At 61.3% G+C, this 19763-nt stretch carries 16 protein-coding genes; 5 read left to right on the top strand and 11 right to left on the bottom strand.

The window, feature by feature from the left end; translation table 11 throughout:
• The coding region (locus H7U37_RS05025) for a recombinase family protein (RefSeq protein ID WP_204874105.1) at positions 1 to 399 on the bottom strand (399 nt) is incomplete at its 3' end.
• Between the two features lie 78 nt (positions 400 to 477).
• Between H7U37_RS05025 and H7U37_RS05030 the strand changes: the two genes are divergently transcribed.
• Together H7U37_RS05030 and H7U37_RS05035 are read left to right on the top strand one after the other, a co-directional pair.
• Entirely contained in the window at positions 478 to 666 is a 189-nt protein-coding gene (locus H7U37_RS05030; RefSeq protein ID WP_204874107.1) for a hypothetical protein, read from the top strand.
• Positions 653 to 2167 (top strand): recombinase family protein, encoded by a 1515-nt coding sequence (locus tag H7U37_RS05035; protein ID WP_204874109.1) that lies wholly within the window; start codon positions 653 to 655, stop codon positions 2165 to 2167. The genes H7U37_RS05030 and H7U37_RS05035 overlap by 14 nt, the downstream gene beginning before the upstream one ends.
• 74 nt (positions 2168 to 2241) lie before the next feature.
• Here the strand turns inward: H7U37_RS05035 and H7U37_RS15650 are convergent, their stop codons facing one another.
• From H7U37_RS15650 to H7U37_RS05080, 9 genes are all read right to left on the bottom strand, one after another.
• Positions 2242 to 3996 (bottom strand): MFS transporter, encoded by a 1755-nt coding sequence (locus H7U37_RS15650; protein ID WP_243414239.1) that lies wholly within the window; start codon positions 3994 to 3996, stop codon positions 2242 to 2244.
• A 119-nt stretch (positions 3997 to 4115) separates the two neighbouring features.
• A complete protein-coding gene (locus H7U37_RS05045; protein WP_204874111.1) occupies positions 4116 to 4556 on the bottom strand; it encodes a hypothetical protein in 441 nt (146 codons plus the stop codon).
• Positions 4557 to 4569: 13 nt separating this feature from the next.
• Entirely contained in the window at positions 4570 to 7827 is a 3258-nt protein-coding gene (locus H7U37_RS05050; RefSeq protein WP_204874113.1) for a glycoside hydrolase family 3 C-terminal domain-containing protein, read from the bottom strand.
• A 101-nt stretch (positions 7828 to 7928) separates the two neighbouring features.
• Entirely contained in the window at positions 7929 to 9851 is a 1923-nt protein-coding gene (locus tag H7U37_RS05055) for a glycoside hydrolase family 2 protein (protein WP_204874115.1), read from the bottom strand.
• A gap of 322 nt (positions 9852 to 10173) precedes the next feature.
• Positions 10174 to 11481 carry an ATP-binding protein gene (locus H7U37_RS05060; protein WP_204874117.1) on the bottom strand — a complete coding sequence of 436 codons (1308 nt, stop codon included), beginning with the start codon at positions 11479 to 11481 and terminating at the stop codon, positions 10174 to 10176.
• On the bottom strand, positions 11478 to 12191 hold the full coding sequence (locus tag H7U37_RS05065) for a LytR/AlgR family response regulator transcription factor (protein ID WP_204874119.1): 714 nt from the start codon (positions 12189 to 12191) through the stop codon (positions 11478 to 11480). Before H7U37_RS05065 ends, H7U37_RS05060 begins: the two co-directional genes overlap by 4 nt.
• A gap of 92 nt (positions 12192 to 12283) precedes the next feature.
• Positions 12284 to 12982 carry a sigma-70 family RNA polymerase sigma factor gene (locus H7U37_RS05070; RefSeq protein WP_204874121.1) on the bottom strand — a complete coding sequence of 233 codons (699 nt, stop codon included), beginning with the start codon at positions 12980 to 12982 and terminating at the stop codon, positions 12284 to 12286.
• A 150-nt stretch (positions 12983 to 13132) separates the two neighbouring features.
• Positions 13133 to 13366, bottom strand: coding sequence for an HPr family phosphocarrier protein (locus H7U37_RS05075; protein WP_204874123.1), 234 nt, complete (start codon positions 13364 to 13366; stop codon positions 13133 to 13135).
• 72 nt (positions 13367 to 13438) lie between these two features.
• On the bottom strand, positions 13439 to 13696 hold the full coding sequence (locus H7U37_RS05080) for an HPr family phosphocarrier protein (protein ID WP_204874125.1): 258 nt from the start codon (positions 13694 to 13696) through the stop codon (positions 13439 to 13441).
• Positions 13697 to 14162: 466 nt separating this feature from the next.
• Here H7U37_RS05080 and H7U37_RS05085 point away from each other — a divergent pair, with 466 nt between their 5' ends.
• A complete protein-coding gene (locus tag H7U37_RS05085; RefSeq protein WP_243413748.1) occupies positions 14163 to 15953 on the top strand; it encodes a Na/Pi cotransporter family protein in 1791 nt (596 codons plus the stop codon).
• Positions 15954 to 16065: 112 nt separating this feature from the next.
• Here the strand turns inward: H7U37_RS05085 and H7U37_RS05090 are convergent, their stop codons facing one another.
• A complete protein-coding gene (locus tag H7U37_RS05090; protein ID WP_204874127.1) occupies positions 16066 to 17301 on the bottom strand; it encodes a CaiB/BaiF CoA transferase family protein in 1236 nt (411 codons plus the stop codon).
• A gap of 297 nt (positions 17302 to 17598) precedes the next feature.
• Between H7U37_RS05090 and H7U37_RS05095 the strand changes: the two genes are divergently transcribed.
• Together H7U37_RS05095 and H7U37_RS05100 are read left to right on the top strand one after the other, a co-directional pair.
• A complete protein-coding gene (locus tag H7U37_RS05095) occupies positions 17599 to 18903 on the top strand; it encodes a hypothetical protein (protein ID WP_204874129.1) in 1305 nt (434 codons plus the stop codon).
• A 21-nt stretch (positions 18904 to 18924) separates the two neighbouring features.
• On the top strand, positions 18925 to 19719 hold the full coding sequence (locus H7U37_RS05100; protein WP_204874131.1) for an amidohydrolase family protein: 795 nt from the start codon (positions 18925 to 18927) through the stop codon (positions 19717 to 19719).
• Positions 19720 to 19763 lie beyond the last annotated feature (44 nt).

Genomic DNA, 19763 nt, shown 5'->3' on the forward strand with positions numbered 1-19763 from the left:
CTCCCCGCCCTCGTTCACCGGCCGGACCTCCACCCCCAGCGCCGGGAACACTTCCTCCAACAGCGCGCAGGTCTCCACCCAGTCCCGTCCCAGCCGGGACAGGTCCTTCACCACCACACAGTCGCCCTTCCCCTGCCGGAGGTAGGCCATCATCCCCTGAAACCCCGGCCGCCGGAAATGGACGCCGGACACCCCGTTGTCCCGGAACACCGCCGCCTCCTCCAGCCGGTCCCGATGCCCGTCCAGATAGCCCCGCAGCAGCGCCACCTGCACCTCCAGGCTGTCCCCCGCCGCAAGGCCGTTATCCGCCGCCGACAGCCTGGCATAGAGCACCGCTCTCCTCCGCCGCTCCGCCGGAGGTTCCGCCTCCGCCGTCCTTCTCCTGCTTTTTCGCGCCATTGTCACCCCTCCTTATCCGATGCAACAGTCTATTCCCCGCCTTTCCCGCATAGACTGCCGGGAAAGGTGGGATGTGAAGTGGAACCTATCACCCTGGAGGAGCTGGAACGCCGGCTGGACGGCGGCGAAGAGGGGCGCCGGCTGGCGGCGGAGCGGCTTGGCGTGGACGGCCGGCTGTGCTGGGACGGCGTGACGGTGACCCTGGTCTTTGACCCGGAGGGCCCCACCCTGGAACAGCTTCTGGAGGACGCCGGTGGACCGGCCTGAAAAAATCTGGCGGTGCGCCTCCTACCTGCGTCTCTCCCGGGAGGACGGCGCCCCGGGAGAGAGCGAGAGCATCGCCGGACAGCGGGCGCTGATCGACTGTTTCCTGGCCCAACGGCCTCAGCTGCGCCTTACGGCGGAGTTCGTGGACGACGGCTGGAGCGGCGTGCGCTTCGACCGCCCCGGCTTGCAGGCCCTGCTGGACCAGGTCCGCGCCGGCGCGGTGGACTGCGTCGTGGTCAAGGACCTCTCCCGCTTCGGGCGCAACTACATCGAGACGGGCCGCTATCTGGAGCGTATTTTCCCCGCTCTGGGGGTGCGCTTTCTCTCGGTGACGGAGGAATATGACAGCCTCGCCTGCCGCCGGTCGGGAGACGGTCTGCTGCTGGCCTTCCGCAGCCTCATCAACGACGCGTACAGCCGGGACCTGTCGGTCAAGGCCAGGGCACAGCGGAGCGTCCGCCGTCAACAGGGGGTCTATCTGGGCCCCTGCCCCCTCTACGGCTATATCCGGGACCCGGCCTGCCCCCAGCGCCTCGCCCCCGACCCGGAGGCCGCCGCCACCGTGGCCCTCCTCTTTTTCTGGAAGCTGTGCGGCGCCAGCGAGGGCGCCATGGCCCGCTGGCTGGAACATCTGGGCGCCCCCTCCCCCCTGGAGTATCACCGCCTCATGGGCCGCAGCCTGTACACTCCCTTCCAGCGCCGTCCCCGGGCGGCCTGGTGTCCCCAGACGGTGGGGCGTATCCTGCGGGAGGAGACCTACGCCGGCGTTTTGTCCCAGGGCCGGTCCTATACCCCCAATTATAAACTCACCCGCCGTCTCTCCCGCCCGCCGGAGGCGTGGAGCCGCACGGAACACGCCCACCCGCCCCTGGTATCCCCCGCTCTTTTTGCCCGGGTCAGCCAGCTTTTGGGCCGGGATACCCGAGCCGCCCCGGGACGGTCCGCCCTCTATCTCCTCTCCGGCCTGCTGCGCTGTCCCTGCGGGCGGTGGATGGTCCGCCGGCCGGTCCAATCGGGCGGACGGCGCTACGTCTACTGGGTGTGTCCTGTCTGCGCCGGCGTGCGGCGGCGGGAATCCGCCCTGCTGGATCTGCTGGGCCGGGTGTTTGCCCTGCTCTTCCGGCTGTGGAGCGTCTCTCCCCCCGCGCCCATGACCATGCCCGCCGGGCACTGGTGGGAGGCCCAGCGGGCCGCCAACCGGCGGCGCATCGGCCAGTACCGGCAGCTGGACCGCCGTCTGGCGGAGGACCTGGCCGCGGGGCGTCTGACCGCCGGCGGGGCGGAGCCCATCCTGACCCTCAACCGCCGCCTGGCGCGGGAGGCCGCGGAGGCCCTGGACCGCCTGGCCGCACCCTCCCCGCCTCCCTGGACGGCGGAGCTTCCTGTCCTCCCTCTGCCCGGCGGCGGGCAGCTCTCCCGGGCGGGGCTGGCCCTGCTCCTGGACCGGGCCGAGCCGGCGGAAGGAGGCGGATGGGTGCTCCGCCTGCGCTGCCGCCGATAACAAAAAAGCGTCTCCACAGACGATCTGTCCGTGGAGACGCAATTTTTTACTGTGTCAGAGGGTCAGGGAGCGACTCAGTCCGCCTGTTGGAGCGACTCAGGCACCTTGTCGATCTTCATGGCTTCTTCCACGCTCATGCCTTTGGCGATGGCTTCCTTACGCATGGCGTTGATGATACGGATCTCCTTCATGCGCTCGCCGGTGAGGGAGTAACCCTTCATCGCAATGAGGGTGGCGGCCCAGGCAATCATGGGGATGACACAGAAGAGGACGATGACCACCACGTTCATGCCCTCGGTATAGGGCGTGGCCTTGGTGGGCAAGGTCTCAAGGCCGATGAAGGACACCGCAACGCCCACCACCGTGGCCGACAGGGAGGACACCAGCTTGTCCACCAGTGAGAAGAGGGTGCCCATGATGCCGGGCACGAAGTTGCCGGTGCGGTAGGTCTCGTAGTCGGCGCAGTCGGCCACCATGGGAATGGGCATATCGGCGGTGGCGTAGTAAGCGCCGTAGCCCACACCAAAGAAGAGGATAAACAAGATGGTATAGAGGTTGATGGTCAGGTGGAACCCGCCCTCAGTGGAGTAGAGAGACAGGGCGAAGGGGTTTTCGGCCTCGGGATCGTTCACAAGGCCCACGCCCTTACACTCGGGACAGGCCACGGTGCCCTCACCCTTACACTCCTTACACTCCGCGCCGTCCACGGCGCCGGTTCCGCCGCAGTCCACACACTGGACCACACCGCTGCCGGCGCACTCCGTGTTGGGACAGGTAATCTGAGGCGTGCGCTGCCACATCATCAGCAGCACAAACACACCGATATAACACACCAGAGCCACCGCCACATAGCGCATCAGGGAGGCCCGCTGGCCGTGCTTCTGAGAGGTGCGGACCGTCAGGCCGAAGAAGGGCACAGCGCACACATAGCCCAGCACCATCATGGGCAGGTAGAGCACGTCGTAGTTGCCCATCATGCAGGAGTAGAGCATGGCCAGCACGGTGAGGTTGGTGGCGATAGACAGCGCCAGCTTGCAGCCGCCGCCGGCAACCATCAGGCGCTGAAGGGGCTTGTTGGAGCGGATGATGGCCAGATACTCGGAGACCTTGACCTTCTCGCTCTTGGAGGCGCCCAGACCGAAGTACTTGGGCTGGTCCTTCTCCCAAATGCCGATGATGGCCAGGACGGTCAGAATCACGGAAACCACGATGCCGATGGGGGTCATGGCGGCGAACCAGCTCTGGTTGTAGTCGCCGAACATGGTGTCACCGGCCAGGATGGGACCGATAAACTGCATCACGCCCATGCCGGCCAGAGAACCCACGGTGTTGAAGATGGTGAACAGGGGGCGCTGCTTGGGGTCGTCGGTCAAAACGGCTTGGGCGGCGCGGGTAACGGAGGTCTGGAAGGTATAGCCGATGACCCACACCGCGTACAAAAGCACGAAGGCCACATAGCGCAGCCACATCATGCTCTCCGGGATAAAGGGGGTCAGGATATAGAGCGCAATCACGGACACCGCCATGGTGATACAGCCGATGGCCATAAACGGGCGGAATTTACCGAATTTACCGTTGGTACGGTCCATCAGCGCGCCGATGATGGGGTCGGTGATGGCGTCAAAGATGCGCATGCCGGTCACCATGAAGGACGCAAAGACCATGCCCAGACCCAGGACCACGTTGCCGAAGGTGGCAATATAGGTCAGAATCAGAACGTAATAGACGTTGGTGGCGCCGTTATTCAGCGGGAACAGCACCAGCTGATAGGGCTTTGCCCGGTTCAGGGTTCCTCCCGGACTTCCGGAAGGAGCGGACTCTTTTTTCATCGATAACTCTCCTTTTCCTCTCTGGCGGGTTATGAATACGGCAAGCTCCCCCACCCCGTCCTGGGGCGGGGGAGCGCTCAGGTTTTTGCTTTGGCCGGAAGCGCAGTGGAACTGCTGCCTCAGGCGGTTTCCTTCACGGACTTGGTGAAGCTACCGATGATGAGGAACACAATGCCCACCAGCAGGCAGACCCACGCGGCCACGCTGACATAGAAGATGTTCCAGCCAGCGGTGTTGTTGGCGTTGTAGGAGAACAGACCGGCAATCAGCATGACGCGCTGAATGGCGGCGCCGCCCAGGGTGTACATATAGAGGGCGATGGCGCCCAGCACGGCGGCGGCGGAGATCAGGTCGGAGTTGCCGCGGCGGTTGGGGAGATAGGCGGCCACGGCCACCAGGATGACGCCGATGATGCCGGCCACCGCCAGAACGGTGATGTTGGGCAGGGCGTTGTCCACGGTCATGGTGCTGCTGACGATGGTGAGAATCACACCGGCGATGCCCAGGATCGCGGCAAGCACATTGCAATAGAAGGCAGGTCCTTGATTCTTGATATTCATATCATTCCCCTCCTTACTTCTTCTTGCCCTTGGAGGACAGGACGTACATAGCGGCACTGGCCACCATCAGCACGGCGGAGATGCCGCCCACGGCGTAATAAGTGGCACGCCACCAGGTCATCTGGCTCTCAGTGTGGGTGGTGGCATTGTAGCGGTTCATCAGATGGCTCTCGGTCCAGGCATAGATGTTCTTGTGGACCGCATCCTTCAGCTTGAGCTGCAGGTTGGCGTCGCCGTCGATCAGGTGGGCGTTCAGGCCCACGCCCTCGATCAGGTTCTGGAACAGGTTGGAGCTCTCCAGGGTGGTGGCGCCGTAGAAGCCGGACTGGCCGCGGGTGTCGAAGCAGGTGGTGCCGGAGTTCAGCACGGCAGTCCACAGGTCCACGTCGTCATAGATGTCGGTAACAGCGTAGCCGATGAAGCCCCACTCGTTGGCCAGGATCTCGGTCATCAGGCCCTCGCTGGTGGTGCACTCGATGGAGCCGATCTTAGAGAAGGAGGTCATCAGGCCGCGCATGCCGGCGTCATACTCCTCGGTATCGTACTTGGTGGCCTCAAAGGCGATCTGATAGGCGCGCAGCTCCACCTCGCGGGCACGCTGCTCGGTCATGTAGGGGGACACGCCGCCGCGCTCGGACTCCTGGTCGTTGAAGGCAAAGTGCTTGGGGGCGGCGACCAGGCCATACTCCAGCGCGCCGATGGCAAACTCCATGGCGGCCACGCCGGACAGGACGGGATCCTCGGAGTAATACTCGCCGTTACGGCCGTTGTAAGCGTGACGGTGGGTGTTCAGGCCGGGGCCCCACAGGATGTTGATGCCGGTGAAGAGGGACTCGATGCCGGTGAAGACGCCCAGCTCGTACATGAGCTCGGGGTTAAAGGTAGAGGCGCCGATGGGGGCGTTGGCAAACACCTCGGGATGCCAGCTGCCGTTGACGTCGCTGGCGGGGATGGCCCAGGGGGCGTTGGGGTCCTTGGAGGCGTTGAGGGCCACGGCGATGCCGTTACCGGCGTTTTCCGTCATGTAGGTCTCCACGGTGCCGATGGAATCCGCGCCGGGGATGGACGGGCCGCCGAAGCTGAAGATGTACATGGCCTCTTCCAGCGTCAGCTGATCCAGCAGCTGATCCCACTTGGGATCGTCATAGGGCACGCCGTACATCTCGTAGAACTGGATGCCGTTGTCCGCGCCCCAGACAATGTCGGAGGTGTCGTCGCTGGTCTGGAGGGTATAGGTCTTGCCGTTGAGGTTGTTGATGAGCTCCTCATTGGTGAGGGTCATGGCGTCATAGGACTTGGGGTAAGTACCGGCCCAGTCGGTACGGGACAGGTAGGTAACCTCGCCGGGCTGATAGTAGTTCCAGTCGGCATAGGGCAGCTGGTTGTGGATGGGATAGCCGGTCTTGGACACGGAGAACATGGTCTTGGAGATGAAGTCCTCGGTGATGTTCACCATGTAGGCCTGCTGGGCATTGCCGACGCCCACCATGCGGGTGGCGTCCATGCCCTGGGCGGCCATGATGTGGTTCAGGGCGTCGTGGGCGCCGTTGCCCACGGAGAAGTAGTAGTCGCCGGGATCCATGATGTAGGTGCCGGTGGTGCCGTCGCCGTTGTCATAGGTCTCGTCATAGCTGGCGATGTACTGGAGGTCCACCTTCACGGGGATGACCTCGGACTCGCCGGGCTGCAGCTCGCTGCTCTTCTCAAAGTTGAGCAGCTGGATGGCAGACTTCTCTACACCGCCGGGGGTGTAGGGCGCCTGGCCGTAGATCTGAACGGGGGTCTTGCCGGCCACGTCGCCGGTGTTGGTCACGCGGACGTTGAAGGTGGCATAGGCGTTGGGCGCGCCGGTCTCGGGATCGGTGCTGATGTCAAACTGGGGCTCGCCCTCAAAGGCGAAGGAGAAGTCGGTGTAGCTCATGCCGTAGCCGAAGCCGTAGGTGACCTCGTTGTCGTAGTTCCACTCGGTGGTGGAGGCATAAGCGCCGGTGGGATCGGTGGCGTTGCCGGTGCCGGCCACGGCGTCATAGTAGCGGGTCTCGTAGTAACGGTAGCCCACGTAGATGCCCTCGGCCTCGATGGTGTAGGCGCCGGGCACGAAGCCCAGCACGCCGCCGGTACGGGTGATCTCTTCGGCAGTGTTGGTGTAGTACATCTTGCCCATGTTCTGCATAGCGGGGGCAGACATATTGTAGGTGGTGAAGATGTCGAACAGGCCGCCGGAGGGGCTGACACGGCCGCAGAGGATGTCGGCCACGCCCAGCATGCCGTAGCAGCCGGGGGCGCCGATCCACATGATGGCGTCAACCTCGGGGTCGTTCTTCAGCGTGCCGATCTCTACGGAGGAAGAGCTGGAGATCAGGACGATGACCTTGTCGGAGCACTGCTTGGCCAGCTCCACGGCGTCCAGCTCGTTCTGAGTCAGGGAGAGGGGCTCGTCATGCTCGAAGTCCAGGCCCTCGGCGATGCCGCCGGGCAGGAAGTCCTTGGACTCGGCGCTGGGACGGCCGAGCACCACGATGGCGGCGTCGCCATACTGGGCAAAGCTGTCCTGATAGCTGCCGTTCACGGCGGCGATCTCCTCCACGGAGGGCTCGCCGGGGTTGTAGACCTCTTCGGCGTTCTCGTTGTTGGCGTGGTTGTAGGTCTCGTTCAGCTTGTCATAGATCTCAACCATGGTGGGGTTAACATTGAAGCCCGCGCCCTCAAAATCGAACTCCTCACCGGTCCAGGACTCCATGGTCTTGTTGACGCTGGTGGCGACCTCACGGGAGGTGGCGTTGGTGTTCTGGGTGGTGGTGATGGTGTTGGCAAAATCCGTCCGGTTCTGGCTCAGCGCCTGCTCCAGGCTGATGTAGGGGCCCTGGGCCTTTACACCAAAGCTGGAACCCAGCAGGTTTACGTGGGAGCGGATGCCCAGCAGGGTGACATTGGAGCCACTGGACAGGGGCAGGACGTTGTTGTCGTTCTTCAGCAGCACCGCGCCCTCGGCCACCTCACGGCGGTTGAGGTCCATGGCGGCCTGGATGAGAGCGGTGGAGTTGCCGGTGCCGTCCTCATTGAGGAGCTCGGCCGGCGGAGCAAACTTGTCGTACAGAGGGTTCTCCTCGGTGTTCTCGGAGACGGTCACCTCGCTGAGGGTGCCCAGGTAGGTGTCAATGGTGCCTGCGTTGGCCTCCAGGATGTTGCCCAGAAGGATGGAGAAAGCCAGGATGAAGCACATCAGGCTGCTCAGGCCCCGCCACAACGCTTTTCTTTTCTTCTTTTCCATAATTACGAAATTCCTCCTCTTTAACTCTGATTTTTTCTTCTTCCGCTTCGTCGGGCAGGCATCAGCTCCTCTCTCATGTCCCGTTTGGCGTGTCCTTTGGATCACACCCAGTTCTGGCTCTTGCTCTTCCCCTTCTGGAGGGTATAGGCGGGGTTGGGGGTATCCACCTTGCGGATGAAGGAGGTGTCGCGGCAGTCGCCTGCCACAGCCTCCAGATTGTTCTCCCCTTCCAGCTTCACCTGGAATTTGAAGATCCGCTGTCCGGTCTGCTCGCCCACCAGCTTTCCGTTCTGGTAGAGGGCCACCTTGGGCTGGTTGGAATAGACCTTCACCTCGGTCACCGCCTCGGGACGGTCCACATAGCGGCTGCCGCACAGGTGGACGAAAGGCTCGTCGCTCCACCAGGCCTTGTAGATATAGAAGCTGTCCTTCTTGATCTTCCGGTCAAAGGTGACCAGGCCCTTGTGGTTCATGCCGGGTTCGCCGCCCTGATCCCGGGCGTCGGCGGCAAAGTCGTACATGTTCCACACATGGGTGGCCCACAGATAGGGATGCCGCTCGAAGCACTCCAGCATATACTCGTGATAGATGGCCTGATACTCCTCGGTATGATCGCCCCGCTTGGGGTGGGAGGAGTGGAGGTTGGTCATGGCCTCGGCGCCGTACTCGGAGTAGCCCAGACAGCGGTTGGGGTACTTCCAGTGGAAGAACTCCATCCACAGATCGTTGAGCTTCAGGCCGGGTACATACCAGCCCAGGTACAGGTTCCAGGAGACGATATCGGAAATATGAGCCACCTTATTGAAGGGACCGCACATGGCGTAGCAGGCCAGGGTGGTGGGCCGGGTGGGGTCCATCTTGTGGCAGAAATCGTTGAGCTTGCGGTGGTTGTCCAGCATGTCGGCCTTGTCCTTGGTGGAGATGGTGATCTCATTGGACAGGCCCCAGGTCACGATACAGGGGTGGTTGTAGTTCTGGACGATGAGCTCCCGCATCTGGTCAAAAGTGTTCTGCCGGCCGTTGTTCATGTGGGAGGAGATATAGGGGATCTCGGCCCACACCACCAGGCCGTACTCGTCGCACAGGTCATAGAAGAACTGATCGTGCTGATAGTGGGCCAGACGGATGGTATTGGCGCCGATCTCGCGGATCAGGTCCATATCCTCCTGGTGCTCGGCCTTGGAGATGGCGTTGCCCATGTCCCGGCGGTCCTGATGGCGGCAGACACCCCGCAGGGGATAGGACCGGCCGTTGAGGAAAAAGCCCTTGTCCGGGTCCATCCGGAAGGTGCGCACGCCAAACCGGGCGCGGACCTCGTCCTTTACCGCGCCGTCCCGCTCCAGACGGGCCACGGCGGTGTAAAGATAGGGGTCATCCAGACCGTCCCACAGATGGACCTTCGGAATGGTCAGGGTCACGTTGGTCCCCGCTCCGGCGGCCACCCGCTTTCCGGCGGCGTCCAGCAGCTCCACGGTCACCTTGGCGCCATCCGCGCTGTGGAAGGTCTCCACCTGGACCTTACCGTCCTTGCCGTCCACGGTGGGGGTGATCTTCAGACCCTCGCTGCCCCAGTAGTCCATATCAAAGTGGTCCTTGTTGACCGTCACCAGCAGCACGTCACGATAAATGCCGCCGTAGAAAGTGAAATCGGCCACCTGAGGATAGACGGTGTCGTTCTTGCTGTTGTCCACCGCCAGGCGCAGCTCGTTCTGCTCAGCCAGCAGATCGGTCACGTCCGCCCGGAAGGTGGAGTAGCCGCCGTCGTGGTGGCAGACCCGCTGTCCGTTGAGCTCCACGTCGGCGCTGGCGTTGACGCCCCGGAACTCCAGGTAGACCCGCTCCTCACCGGCCTGGAACGCCGGCTTGGCAAAGGTCTTGCGGTAGTGGCAGGTACCGCGGTAGTAGTCATTTCCGCCGTCCTGTCCGTCAAAATTGTTCCAGGTATGGGGGATGTTGACAGGAATCTCCTTCCCGTCCCGACCGGTAAAATGCCAGTCCTGATTCAAATTGACAATTGTCCTCATGGTACGCTCTCCCACCTTTTCACACACTCCATCTCGTTTCGCCGCCGCGTCCTCTGTGGCTTTTCACAAGTTTGCGGGGCCATAATGCAGTTTTATTGTAGGGTTTTTTTCCGAAAAACGCAAGTGATTTGACTTAAGTGGTCATCATTCGTGCCTAAGTGGTCAACAGCAAATTCTATGCCAAAACAGAAACCGGACCATACGGTCTCCATATGGTCCGGTTTTGATTTTTCCCATTCTACCCGCACTTTATCCTATCTTTTTGCCCATCTCTCCCTCTTTTATCGGTCTTTTATACAAAAGAAAAGTTGTTTTTTCGTCATTATGACGGTGTTCCCCCTCCATCCGTCCCGTTGAGCGGAATGAGAATCCGCAGGTGAAAACACCCGTCCTCCGCCTCCACCGTCAGGCAGCCGCCGTACTTCCTGGCGGTGTGCCGGATGCTCTTGAGGCCGAAGCCGTGGTAGCCGTTGTTGGGCTTGGTGCTCACCGGCAGTCCGTCCTGGAAGGTGAGGGAGTGGCGGAGGGGATTGGACACATGGATGATGAGAAACTGCCGCTCGGTATAGACCTGGACGTCGATGAAGCGCAGACCCGGGTCCTGAAAATCCTTGATGCTTTCGATGGCGTTGTCCAGGGCGTTGCCGAAGATGGCGTACAGATCCACCGGGTCCATAAAGCGCAGACGGCTGCCGTCCGCCACACAGTTGACCTTGATATGCTTTGCCTCGCACAGCAGGCTTTTCTCCGTGAGGACGGTATCCAGCACCTCATTGCCGGTCTGGACGATGGCCTCATAAATGCGCACCGAATCCTCCACCTCCCGCAGGTATTTTTCCCGCTCCTCCGGTCCGGCAATGGTGCGCATGGCGGCCACCTGATGCTTGAGGTCATGACATTTGCGGTTGATGAGGGCGATGTTCTCCTTGGCCAGGCTGTACTGCTCCTTTTGCTGGTGCCACAGCCGGTCCAGCGTCTCCAGCTCGTGGCGCATGGCGCTTTTTTTGAAAAGCTCGTTTTGCAGATAGAGCACCGTCACGCAGTAGCACTGGACCAGCAGCACGGTGACCGTCCGTCCGCTGTCCACCGGCTGGTATTTGACGGTAAACATCATGTTGAACAACAGCTCAAAAATCACCAGTAGGAACAGCGCCGAGATAAACTGCCTGGGGCCCACGTCGTAGTGTCCCTTATGGGGCATCCAACGGGCGATGGTAAAACCGATGGCTCCATAGAAAACAAGACCCGCCAAAAGGCCGGTCAACGGCCCCGCCGGCGAGGGCAGACGGATATACTCCGCGCCGTCCTTGACCAGCAGCATCAGCTCGGTGCCGACCTGCTGAATAATCAGCGACCAAATGCCGCAGTACATGGCCTCCTGGGCCCGGAGTTCGCCGCAGGCGAGGAAAAAAAGGCTGGCAAAGAGATAGTAAATGGCAAGGTCCAGCAGGCTGGCCTGGGGGATGAGCCGCCCCAGGGTCACGGATACCGCGATTACCGCCGTCACAAAGACCGCCGCCCGGAGTCTTGGCCGTTCCCGCCGCTCCAGCGGCAGGCAGAAGAGCATGCAGCAGACCATCAGCGTGACGGAGGTCCATGCTCTTCCCATGGTAAAGCCTTCCAGCTTCATTGCGCGCCCGCACCTCCCATGTAGTTGGTCAGCGCCGTCAGAAAGGCGGTCTTGCTCCGCCGGCTGATCTCCAGCTCTTCGCCGGCCACCAGGACCGTGTCCCTGCGGATCTCGGAGACGTGGCGGAGGTTGACCAGGTACCAGTGATTGCAGCGGACAAAATGGTGGGGTTCCAGCTCCTTTTCCGCACTCTGCATGGTGCCGCGCAGGGAAAAAATCCCCTCGTCGGTATGGTAGTGGAGCACCCGGTTCTGGACCTCCACATAATAGATCTGCCGGGTATCCAGCCGTTTGACCCCCTCGTGGAGGGCCAGCAGGATCTGCCCCCGCTCCCGCTGCCTGGCCTTGCTGATGGCCCGTTTGAATTTTAAGGAAAAGGTGGTATAGTTGACCGGCTTGAGGACAAAATCCAGCGCTCCCACCGAGTAGCCCTGAATAGCGTATTGCGCCATATTGGTGACAAACAGAAGGACCACGTCGCTGTCAAACTTCCGGATCTCCTGGGCGGTGGACATACCGTCGGTGCCGGGCATCTCGATATCCAGAAGGATGATGTCATAGATGGGCCGATAATGATGCAGGATCTCCGTACCGTCCCGAAATATGGCGACTTCGATCTCTTCGCCGTTCTCCTCGCCGTACCGTCGGATGAAGTCCTGCATCTGTCCGAGATAAAGTTCCTCGTCCTCAACCACAGCGATCTGGAGCATGGCGTTTCCTCCTTCGGCTGCGCCGGAGCGCGGCACTGTTTTTCTGTTCCAGCCGTGCCCCAACAGGAGAGCACGGTGTAATTTGTTATCTATTATAACAAATAAACCCTCTCAGGTAAAGTATCCTTTGCGCATTTTGTCTCTATTATCGCAGCTGAGTAGGACCGTGAAATGCCGCAGCGGGCAGCCACCTCCCGCTGGGTCAGGGGTTTGGCGCCGTTGAGTCCGTAGCGCAGAACCACCACCGTTTTTTCCCGCTGGTCCAGACAGCGCTCCACGCAAAGGCGCACCTTCCGGCAGGCGTCCCGGGTGTCCAGCTCCTCCAGCAAATCGTCCTCCACCGCCAGGGTGTCCAGAATGGAGAGGCTCCCCCCCTCTCCGTCGGCGTCCAGGCTGTCGGAGAGGGATACCTCCCCTTGCAGCTTTTTCTGGGCGCGAAAATACATCAGGATCTCATTTTCAATGCACCGGGAGGCATAGGTGGCAAGGCGGACGTTTTTGTCCGACTTGAAGGTGGTGACTCCCTTAATGAGCCCGATGGTGCCGATGGAGATCAGGTCGTCCTGATCCCCGTTGGGGGTGTAGTACTTTTTGACAATGTGCGCCACCAGGCGCAGGTTGTGCTCGATGAGCCGGTCTCTGGCCTGGGTATCGCCCTCCGCCATCCGGCTCAGGCAGTCCCGCTCCTCCTCCGCCTTGAGCGGCCGAGGAAAGGAGCCGCTCTCCCCACCGCTCAGGCGCAGCGTGACAAAGAGGCTGTTCAGCGCCAATACGATCCACGCCGGTATCATACAATCATCCCTCCCGTATCCAGCTTGACGGTCGATTCCCGTCCTCCCATCCTATTCCACACCGGCCAGTCCCTATGTTCGCCCCAAAGACACAAAAAGCCCGCCTGCACATCGTCGGATGCGCGGCGGACCTTCTTCCTTGATTTTCCTTTATTCCTCCACCAGATAGGGCTTGAGCTGCTCCAGCAGCGCGTCGCACGAATCCGTGTGGATGTCCATACGGACGGGCTTGGAGATGTCCAGGCTGAAAATCCCCAGCATGGACTTGGCGTCCACCAGAAACCGGCCGGAAATCAGGTCGATCTCATAGGGGCAGGGGGTGATGATGTCAACAAAAGCCTTGACTTCCTCCACAGTGTTCAGGAATATCTTCCTGCTTACCATATGACACTCTCCTTATGGGCGGTACCGGCACAGCTCCGGCGCCGCCCGCTTCGCCCCGGCCTCCCGGCCGGATTACAGGTACTCCTTGAAGAACTTCTCCACGGCCACCACAGCCTCATCCTCGTCGAGGCCGGCCACGGTGACGGTGATGGTATCATTGCAGCGAATACCGAGCGCCATCAGGGACATCAGCTTGGTGATGTCAGCGGTCTTGCCGTTGAACTCCACCAGGACGACACTATCAAACTCCTTGGCGGCCTTGACCAGGGCGCCAGCGGGACGGGCGTGAATGCCCACGGGATCGGTAATGGTGTACTGGAACTGCTTCATTTGAATCTCTCCTTCATAATTGGCGTTTGTCCATTGGACGTCCGCCCATCGTGGGGACGGACACGCACAGGCCGCGTTTTCTTTTGCACCGGGGCGCGGCTTCTTTTCCTTGCCGCCCTCCCCTGGATGCAGTCGCATCATATCATATCCCGGCCCGGCCTGCAATAGCATTTTGATATAAATTTATGTCCTCAAAGAACCCTTTCTGCAATGATTTGCCATAAAGAGTGGCAAATTTCATGATAAGCACAATCAAAAATCTTCTTTGGAAGTCTCTTCCGCGCCTTATCCCTCCGTCCTCCCGTCTTTGTCTATCCCTAAAATTCATGAAAATTCCCCTCCTTTTTTATTAGAAATAGAAATTTTTTATGATTTCACTTGGAAGGATTTACGATGCGTCAAAAAATAGTATATAATTTTTTATGTATGGGAAAACAATCGGAATCAAACGACTGGAGGAGATCCAATGAATTTAACCGATGTCATCTCCATGCTGGGCTCCATTGCCACCTTCCTCTTCGGTATGTCCATCATGACAGATGGCCTGGAAAAGCTCTCCAGCGGCCGCCTGGAACGGATCCTGGAGCGTCTGACCAGCAATGTATTCAAAGGCGTGCTGCTGGGCGCCCTGGTCACCGGACTGATCCAGAGCTCTGCCGCTACCACTGTCATGTGCGTGGGCTTCGTCAACGCCGGCGTGATGAAGCTTCGCCAGACTGTGGGCATCATCATGGGTGCCAACATCGGCACCACCGTCACCGCGCAGCTTTTGGCACTGGGCGATATTTCCTCCGATAACCTGCTCATGCTCTTCCTCAAGCCCAGCTCTCTGGGCCCCATCCTGGCTGTGGTGGGCATCGTCCTCTACCTCTTCCTCAAGGGCGGCCGACGGCAGATCGTGGGCCAGATCGCCCTGGGCCTGGCCCTCCTCTTCATCGGTATGAACACCCTGGAGCGCTCTCTGGCCCCCCTCCAGACCCTCCCCGCCTTTCAGGAGCTCTTCGTGGCCTTCTCCAATCCCCTGCTGGGCGTGCTGATGGGCGCCCTGGTCACCGCCCTGATCCAGAGCTCCTCGGCCTCGGTGGGCATTCTGCAAGCCATGTCCTCCACCGGCGTGGTCACCTTCAACATCGCCTTTCCCCTCATCATGGGCCAGAACATCGGCACCTGCGTCACCGCCCTCATCTCCAGCGTGGGCGCCAGCCGCAACGCTAAGCGCACCGCCTGCATCCACCTGCTCTTCAACGTCATCGGCTCCCTGTTCTTCCTCCTCCTGCTCTACACGGGCAACGCCCTGTTCCACTTCTCCTTCTGGGACGCCGTCATGGACCGGGGCAACATCGCCAACCTCCATCTGGCCTTCAACGTCTGCTGCACCCTTTTGCTCCTCCCCTTCCATCAGACGCTGGTCACCCTGGCCGAGAAGATCATCCCCGGCGACGCCGAGCAGCGGGAACTCTCGGTGCTGGACGAGCGCTTCCTCTCCACCCCCTCGGTGGCTCTGGGCAAGGCCCACGAGTCCGCCGTCCAGATGGGCCATTTCGTGCTGGACAACTACCGCCTGGCCGTCTCCCTGCTCTCTCACTGGGACCCCCGCAAGCTGGACCGCCTCAATGAGACCGAGACTGCCGTGGACAAGCTCCAGGATATGCTGGACAACTACCTCATCCGCCTCTCCGGCCAGTCTCTTTCCCCCGAGGACAGCGACAAGATCTCCGAGCTCCTCCACGCCGTCTCCGACTTTGAGCGGATCGGCGACTATGCCGTCAACCTCTCCGAATCGGCCGCCTATCTCCACGAGCACGACCTGTCCCTCTCAGAGACGGCGCAGGCCGAGCTGAACGTGGTTACCGCCGCCGTGGACGAGGCCATCGTGCGGGCCGTGGACTGCTATGACCGCTACTCCCGGGAGGAGGCGCTGCAAGTGGAGCCGCTGGAGGAGGTGGTGGACCTGATCCATAAGGAGCTGGAGCGCCGCCACATCGAACGGCTCAAGCAGGGGGCCTGCACCGCCGAGATGGGCGCGCAGTTTTTGGAACTGCTCATCAATCTGGAGCGGATCTCCGACCACTGTTCCAACGTGGCTCTGTGCATCCTCCAGGAGACCGCCCCCAGCGACGCCCTGGTCCGGGTGGACTCCCACGCCTATCTCCACGCCCTCCACCACGGCCACGACCGGGATTTCGAGGCGCTGTTCACCCAGTTCCGGGACAAGTACTATGAGATGATGCCCGAGGAACAGACCGCCGCCCGGTAAAGCTGGGTATGGATTTTTCGTCAAATCAGCCGTTGCCTTATTCCACAGACGCAGGACCGCCGCGGGCCTAGATAGCCCCGCGGCGGTCCTGTATGTTTTGGTTCTGTTTTGGTCAGGGATGCTGTTTCACCGCGCCGCTGTCCAGCATGGTCCGAATCTGCTCCTCGCCGTACCCCAGCTCTTTCAGGATCTCCACCGAGTGCTCGCCCAGCATGGGACCGGGGCGGAACTCGGGCAGGCCCATCTCCTGGCTTCTCAGGCAACTGCGTACCAGCATGGAGGATTTGCCGTTGGGATACTCCATCTTATATACGAAATCGTTCACAATGGCCTGGGGATCGGTGAGGATATCGTCATAGCCGTAGAGGATCTCGCAGGACAGGTCGGCTTCGGAGAAGATCTGCTGCCACTCCCGCGCCGTTTTGGTGGCAAAGGCCTTTTCAAAGCGCTCCATCACCGGCTTGCAGATCTCTACCTTGTTGAAATTGGCCCGGGTGGCATAGCGCGGATCGCCGATCATATCCTCCGCACCCAGGAGCTTATAAAAGAGCGCCGCGTCCCGGTTGAAGTTGACCACCTGGGGCATAAACCAGCGGCCGTCGCTGCATTTGAAGGGCGCGCCGAAGGGGCTGGAATTTTCCCGGCGCTTGGGCAGATGGAAGCCGTACTGGGCGCCGGAAACCAGAATGTTGGCCAGCCAAATGGCGGTGCCGTACAGGCTCAGGGAGACCCGGTCGCCTTTGCCCGTCTGGCGGGCGCTGAGCACGGCGGACACGGTAGCGGCCATCATGCCCATGGCGCAGGTTACGTCGCCAAAGCCCATGGGCATATAGACCGGGTAGGTATCCGGACTGTCGCCATAGACGCTCTGGCTGTACAAAAAGCCGCCTCTGGCCCAGAACGCGGTGTTGTCATAGCCGGGACGTCCGGCCTCCTCCCCCTTTTCGCCATAGCCGTCCAGCTGGGCCATGACCAGCTTGGGGAATTTTTGATGGAGGGTGTCGTAGTCCAGACCAGATTTTTTCAGCGCTTCGGTCCGCAGGTTGGTCAAAAACACATCCGCCCCGGCCAGCAGCTTGTACATGACCTCCTGGCCCGCCGGGGTACGGGTGTCCAGGCTGATGGCCCGCTTGTTGGCGTTGAGATTGTCAAAAAGCGGGTCGTAGTCATCATCCGCCGGCGCGCCGATGCCCAGCGGCCATTTGCGGAAATTGTCTCCCCCCTTGGTATTCTCCACCTTGATGACGTCGGCGCCCCAATCAGCCATCATACGCCCGCAGCTGGCCGCCGCTACCATGAGAGAAAGCTCCACTACCTTTACACCCCGCAGGGGTTTATGTTGTTCCATATCTTTACGCCGCTCCTTTCCCACTGTCCGCAAGGTCGGAAATGGCCGTCATACCCGGCCGTTTGCGCCTTTTATCTTACCACAGTCCCCCTCTGCTTTCATGGTAATACTAAACAAAATATCTCCCATACCATCCCGGGTATTTGTGGTTACTATGCACCCCTCCTGTCCACCGCCAATCATCCTGACCAAAAGCAGCGGGAATTGCTCCCCTCCTTTTTGTAGTGATTGCACTATTCAGCATGGAGCGATTTTTTTATAATGAGAACCATCATAAAAAGAGACAGGAGGCCCTCCATGTACGGTTTTATCGCCATTCTGCTGAGTCTGACGCTCTTCATCGTGCTGGCCTTTCGCGGCTACGACCTCATGCTCTCCGCCATCGGGTGCAGCTGCGTCATGTTTCTCCTCTCCGGTCAGGACCCGTTGACCGGCCTGACGGAATACTATCTGCCCGGCCTGGCCGGTTTCATCCGCGACTATCTGCTGCTCTTTCTCTTCAGCGCGCTGCTGGGCCGGCTGATGGGGGACGGCGGCAGCGCCAAGCGCATCGCCCTTTCTATCTCCAGAATCATCTGCAAAAGCCGGAAGGATCAGCAGTTTTTCAGTATGCTTCTGGTGGCGGCCCTCTATTTTGTGCTGTGCTATGTGGGCATCACCGGCTTTGTGGTGGTCTTTACCGTGCTGCCCATCGCCCGCGACCTCTTCCAGCGGACCAATACCCCCTGGCGGCTCTACTGCTGCGGCGGCGCCCAGAGCATCGCCGCCACCTTTCTGGTGGGCTCTCTCCAGGCGGGCAACGTGTACGCCATCGACGTATGCGGCACCACCCTGACCGCCAGTCCCCTCCTCTCCCTCATCGCCACGGCGGTCTTTCAGGCCGTCTTTCTCCTGCTGCTGCGCATGACCGCCCGCAAGGTGGAGCGGGAAGGCGAGGGCTTCCTGCCCTCCGGCGAGGGGATTTTGGCCGCTGAGGTAGATACCGGCCTCTCGGAGGACCGTCTGCCCAGCCTGCCTCTGAGCCTGCTGCCCGCGGTGACGGTGGTCTTTCTGGCCGCCGGATTGGGGCTGCCGGTGGTGCCGGTTCTGTGCCTGGGCTGCCTTTTGACCATTGTGACCTGCTGGTCCAATCTGCGCCCCATCTTGAAAACCTCTCTGGCCCGGGGCGTCATGTCCTCGGCGGGTCCCGTGCTGGGTGTGGCCGCCACCTACGCCATCGGCGTGGTCATCCGCTCCATGGAGGGTTTTTCCTATTTTGAGGTGCTGCTGGGGATGCTCCCCGATCTGGCCCAGGGCTGCGGTCTTGGCCTGCTGTCCTCCTTCATCATGGCCTCGGTCATCGCCCCCATCCCCGCCTTTGGCGGACAGATGCTGGACAGCTTCACTGCCGCCGGCCTGAGCGCCGAGGCCGCTCACCGCATGATGACCATCACCACCTTTACCAGCATCGCCCCCCACAACGCCGGTATCTCCAACGCCGCCGCCGTGCTGAAGCTCCCCTATTCCAAATGCCTGCGGCTCTATCTGTTCTTCACCTACATTCCCGGCATCTGCGCGCTGGCGGCAGCCTGCGCGGCCGTTGCCCTGGGGATCGTCCACTAAAAAGAGAAGAGGGACCCCTTTATGATCCTGGATATCCATACCCACTGCTACCCGGACAACCTGGCCGCCGCCGCTCTGCGCGGCTGGAAGGGGCCGGGGGACGCAACACTGCCCGACGGCACCCTGGCCGGTCTGCTCCACGATCTGGACGACGCCGGCATCGACCGGGCGGTGGTCCTCCACGTGGCCCACAGGCCGTCCAGCGCCCACGGCGTCAACCAGTTTGCCCGTGAAGTACAGGAGGGCTCGGGGGGACGGCTGCGCTGCTTCGGCTCGGTCCACCCCGACGCCCCCGACGCCATGGAGGAGCTGTGGCGCATCAAAGCGCTGGGCCTTCACGGCGTCAAGCTCCACCCCATGTTCCAGCGCTTCGATCCCACCGATTCCCGCTACTTCCCCCTGTACCGGGAGATGGGCCATATGGGACTGCCGGTCCTCTTCCACTGCGGCAGGCATCCGGGGCACCCCATTTCCCTTGTGCCCGACCAGATGGCGGCCATTCTGCCTCACTTTGCGGGCGCCCAGGTCATCGGCGCCCACCTGTGCGGGCTGTGCGGCGCGCCTGAGCAGCTGTCCACCCTGCTCCGCCTCCCCATTTATGTGGACCTCGGCTACTGTGCCCGGTACTTCGATTCTTCCACCCTCTCCCGCTTTTTGGGGCGTCTGGACCCTGCGCGCGTCCTCTTCGGCAGCGACACCCCCTGGGACAGCGCCGGCTTTGCACTGCGCGCCCTGGAGCGGACCGGGCTCTCCTCCCGCGCTTTGGAGCAGATTTCCTTCCAAAACGCCGCCCAGCTGCTGGATTGGCCCGTTTGACCCTTCTTTTGGCCGAATAAAGCCGCAAAAAACCTCGTGGAACC

The sequence above is a fragment of the Pseudoflavonifractor phocaeensis genome (assembly GCF_016901735.1).
Taxonomy (GTDB): Bacteria; Bacillota; Clostridia; order Oscillospirales; family Oscillospiraceae; genus Pseudoflavonifractor_A.

Excerpts from the sequence above, each read along its gene's own strand:
- H7U37_RS15650 (WP_243414239.1), bottom strand. The coding sequence starts at position 3,996 with ATGAAAAAAGAGTCCGCTCCTTCCGGAAGTCCGGGAGGAACCCTGAAC.
- H7U37_RS05045 (WP_204874111.1), bottom strand. The coding sequence starts at position 4,556 with ATGAATATCAAGAATCAAGGACCTGCCTTCTATTGCAATGTGCTTGCC.
- H7U37_RS05050 (WP_204874113.1), bottom strand. The coding sequence starts at position 7,827 with ATGGAAAAGAAGAAAAGAAAAGCGTTGTGGCGGGGCCTGAGCAGCCTG.
- H7U37_RS05055 (WP_204874115.1), bottom strand. The coding sequence starts at position 9,851 with ATGAGGACAATTGTCAATTTGAATCAGGACTGGCATTTTACCGGTCGG.
- H7U37_RS05060 (WP_204874117.1), bottom strand. The coding sequence starts at position 11,481 with ATGAAGCTGGAAGGCTTTACCATGGGAAGAGCATGGACCTCCGTCACG.
- H7U37_RS05065 (WP_204874119.1), bottom strand. The coding sequence starts at position 12,191 with ATGCTCCAGATCGCTGTGGTTGAGGACGAGGAACTTTATCTCGGACAG.
- H7U37_RS05070 (WP_204874121.1), bottom strand. The coding sequence starts at position 12,982 with ATGATACCGGCGTGGATCGTATTGGCGCTGAACAGCCTCTTTGTCACG.
- H7U37_RS05075 (WP_204874123.1), bottom strand. The coding sequence starts at position 13,366 with ATGGTAAGCAGGAAGATATTCCTGAACACTGTGGAGGAAGTCAAGGCT.
- H7U37_RS05080 (WP_204874125.1), bottom strand. The coding sequence starts at position 13,696 with ATGAAGCAGTTCCAGTACACCATTACCGATCCCGTGGGCATTCACGCC.
- H7U37_RS05085 (WP_243413748.1), top strand. The coding sequence starts at position 14,163 with ATGAATTTAACCGATGTCATCTCCATGCTGGGCTCCATTGCCACCTTC.
- H7U37_RS05090 (WP_204874127.1), bottom strand. The coding sequence starts at position 17,301 with ATGGAACAACATAAACCCCTGCGGGGTGTAAAGGTAGTGGAGCTTTCT.
- H7U37_RS05095 (WP_204874129.1), top strand. The coding sequence starts at position 17,599 with ATGTACGGTTTTATCGCCATTCTGCTGAGTCTGACGCTCTTCATCGTG.
- H7U37_RS05100 (WP_204874131.1), top strand. The coding sequence starts at position 18,925 with ATGATCCTGGATATCCATACCCACTGCTACCCGGACAACCTGGCCGCC.